General features: G+C 48.7%; 3 protein-coding genes. 1 reads left to right on the forward strand and 2 read right to left on the reverse strand.

All coding sequences use genetic code 11. From position 1 onward, the window contains the following. Positions 1 to 126 precede the first annotated feature (126 nt). The gene (locus Q3886_RS09910) at positions 127 to 330 is read left to right on the forward strand and encodes a zinc-ribbon domain-containing protein (protein ID WP_301861309.1); all 204 of its coding nucleotides are present in this window, start codon (positions 127 to 129) and stop codon (positions 328 to 330) included. A 110-nt stretch (positions 331 to 440) separates the two neighbouring features. Here the strand turns inward: Q3886_RS09910 and Q3886_RS09915 are convergent, their stop codons facing one another. Both Q3886_RS09915 and Q3886_RS09920 read right to left on the reverse strand, forming a co-directional pair. Next, positions 441 to 1,589, reverse strand: coding sequence for an acyl-CoA dehydrogenase family protein (locus Q3886_RS09915; protein WP_301861310.1), 1,149 nt, complete (start codon positions 1,587 to 1,589; stop codon positions 441 to 443). A 121-nt stretch (positions 1,590 to 1,710) separates the two neighbouring features. Next, positions 1,711 to 2,493, reverse strand: a complete 783-nt coding sequence (locus tag Q3886_RS09920; protein WP_301861311.1) for a short-chain-enoyl-CoA hydratase — start codon at positions 2,491 to 2,493, stop codon at positions 1,711 to 1,713. Positions 2,494 to 2,684 lie beyond the last annotated feature (191 nt).

Consider the following 2,684-nt stretch of genomic DNA (forward strand, 5'->3'; position numbering starts at 1 on the left):
TCCGACATTTTACAGCCCGTTTAGACCAAATCAGTAAAATTTAATAAAAAATTTAGAATTATATTGTTTTTAACAGGCAGGCCTGCTCTTTTTATAGTAGAATAGTAACAGACAGGAGATGATACCATGATTTGCCCTACTTGCGGCACAGAGCTGCGCGATGGCGTGCTCATGTGTCCTATTTGCGGTACGAAGCAGATCGTGCCGCCGCCCAGGCCGCCGCAGACGGTACAGCAGACACGGAGACGCTTTTCCAAAACCCGCATTGCCAGCGTCCTGTTCGTCATTCTCGTACTGGCTCTGGGATTATGGCGCGTATTTTTTCAATAAGTAAATACAAAAACTCCGCCGGTTAAGCACTCCGGCGGAGTTTTTGCATGTCTTATTAAGCGTTTGCTGTACCTGACGATGTTGTATCGTATCTATAGTACCAGGCGCAATTATCTCAGGATGGAGCCGGAGATAATCATCTGCTGTACCTGGTTGGTACCTTCGTAAATCTGCGTGATCTTGGCATCGCGCATGTAGCGTTCTACCGGATATTCACGGGTGAAGCCATAGCCGCCGAATACCTGAACAGCATCGGTGGTGACTTCCATGGCAATATCGGAAGCGTATTTCTTAGCGATGGAAGCAGCCATGGAGTAGGATTTAACATCAGGCTGGCCCATCATCCAGGCTGCTTTGTATACAGCCAGACGAGCCGTTTCAATCTTCAGTTTCATGTCAGCGAGCATGAAGGCAATAGCCTGTTTCGTAGCAATCGGTTTGCCGAACTGAACACGTTCTTTAGCGTATTTAACAGCTTCGTTGTAAGCGCCTTCAGCAATGCCCAGAGCCTGAGCGCCAACGCCTACACGGCCGCCGTCGAGGGTCATCATGGCAATCTTGAAGCCTTCGCCTTCTTTGCCGAGGAGGTGATCAGCCGGAACTTTTACGTTCTGGAATACGAGTTCACGCTGTACGGAAGCGCGGATACCCATTTTAACTTCTTCTTTGCCGTACGTAAAGCCTTCTGTGCCTTTTTCCAGGATGAAAGCGCTCATGCCTTTGGCACCTTTGGATTTGTCCGTAGCTGCAAATACAACGGTAATGTCAGCTTCGCCGCCGTTGGTGTTGAATACTTTGGAACCATTCAGTGTATACGAGCCGTCTTCGTTTTTCGTGGCAATAGTGGAACCGTTGAGAGCATCGGTGCCGGCGTTCGGTTCAGTCAGACCAAAGGCGCCAAGTTTCGTGCCTTCAGCGAGGGGTTTTAAGAATTTTTCTTTCTGTTCTGCTGTGCCGAATTTCCAGATAGGCCAGGAGCAGAGCATCGTGTGTACTTCAAAGCTCAGAGCGATGGAAGGATCGACTTTGGCAACTTCTTCGCAGGCTACAGCCAGGCTGAGGAAGTCTGCGCCAACACCGCCGTTTTCTTCTTCCCAGGGAATGCCGAGAAGGCCGAGGGTGCCCATTTCGTCAAGGATGGAACGGTCGAATACTTCTTTTTCATCCCGTTCTTTAACGGTGGGAGCCAATTTTTTCTGTGCAAAATCTTTAGCAAGGTTTGCAATATCCAACTGCATTTCGCTGAGTTTAAAATCCATGAGAATATTCCTCCTAAAAAATAGTTCTTAATGCATACTAAAATGTATCAAGAAGGGCGTCACTTCCATGACGCCCGTTCTCATCCTAGTAATCCTGCCTTATGCGGCAGACGGGGACTGCTTATTTATCCGTGAAGTTAGCTTTCCGTTTTTCAACGAATGCAGCCATGCCTTCTTTCTGGTCTTCTGTAGCGAAGCAAAGGCCGAATACTTCGTCTTCATAAGCAATGCCAGTGATAACGTCGCAGTTAATGCCGCGGTTAATAGCTGCTTTAGCGAGCTGTACGGCGATTTTAGCGTTGGAAGCGATTTTTTTGGCCGTTTTCTTAGCTTCGTCCATGAGCTGTTCCTGAGGAACGACTTTGTTGACGAGGCCAATGCGGTGTGCTTCTTCTGCATCGATCATGCTGGCCGTGTAGATGAGTTCTTTGCCGTAGCCGCGGCCAACGACACGGGGAAGACGCTGTGTGCCGCCGAAGCCCGGTGTAATGCCGAGGCCTACTTCAGGCTGACCGAATTTAGCGTTTTCCGAAGCATAGCGGAAGTCGCAGGCGCAGGCCAGTTCGCAGCCGCCGCCCAGAGCGTAGCCGTTGACAGCAGCGATGACCGGCTGGGGCAGGTTTTCAATACGCGTAAACGTATCCTGAGCGATTTTGCCGAAGAAACGGCCTTCTACAGCGTTTTTCGTGGACATTTCGACAATGTCGGCACCAGCTACGAAGGACTTGGAGCCGCCGCCAGTAATGATGACAACTTTTACTTCCGGATCGTTTTCGATTTTGCCGACGCAGTCGTTCAGTTCCGTAACCGTTTCCGTGTTGAGTGCATTCAGTGCTTTGGGACGATCAATCGTCAAAATACCGATAACGCCATCTTTTTCAAATTTAATGTTATTGTAGGACATGTATAACCCTCCTTAAAATAATTGCTAATGTGTCTGGTCAGTTCACTTTCTCCTGCCCGACTTTGTGACTTAAGTATACAAACTTTTCCCACGGAACGAAACAGGACGGGCTTTGCCCATTTTAGCACGCCTTTTTAGTCCATGGAATTTCTTCACGTCCTCCTTGACTTTTTTTACTAATGCGGCGATTT

Origin of the sequence: uncultured Megasphaera sp. (genome assembly GCF_958350005.1) — a bacterium.
In the GTDB taxonomy this organism is placed as follows: Bacteria; Bacillota; Negativicutes; order Veillonellales; family Megasphaeraceae; genus Megasphaera.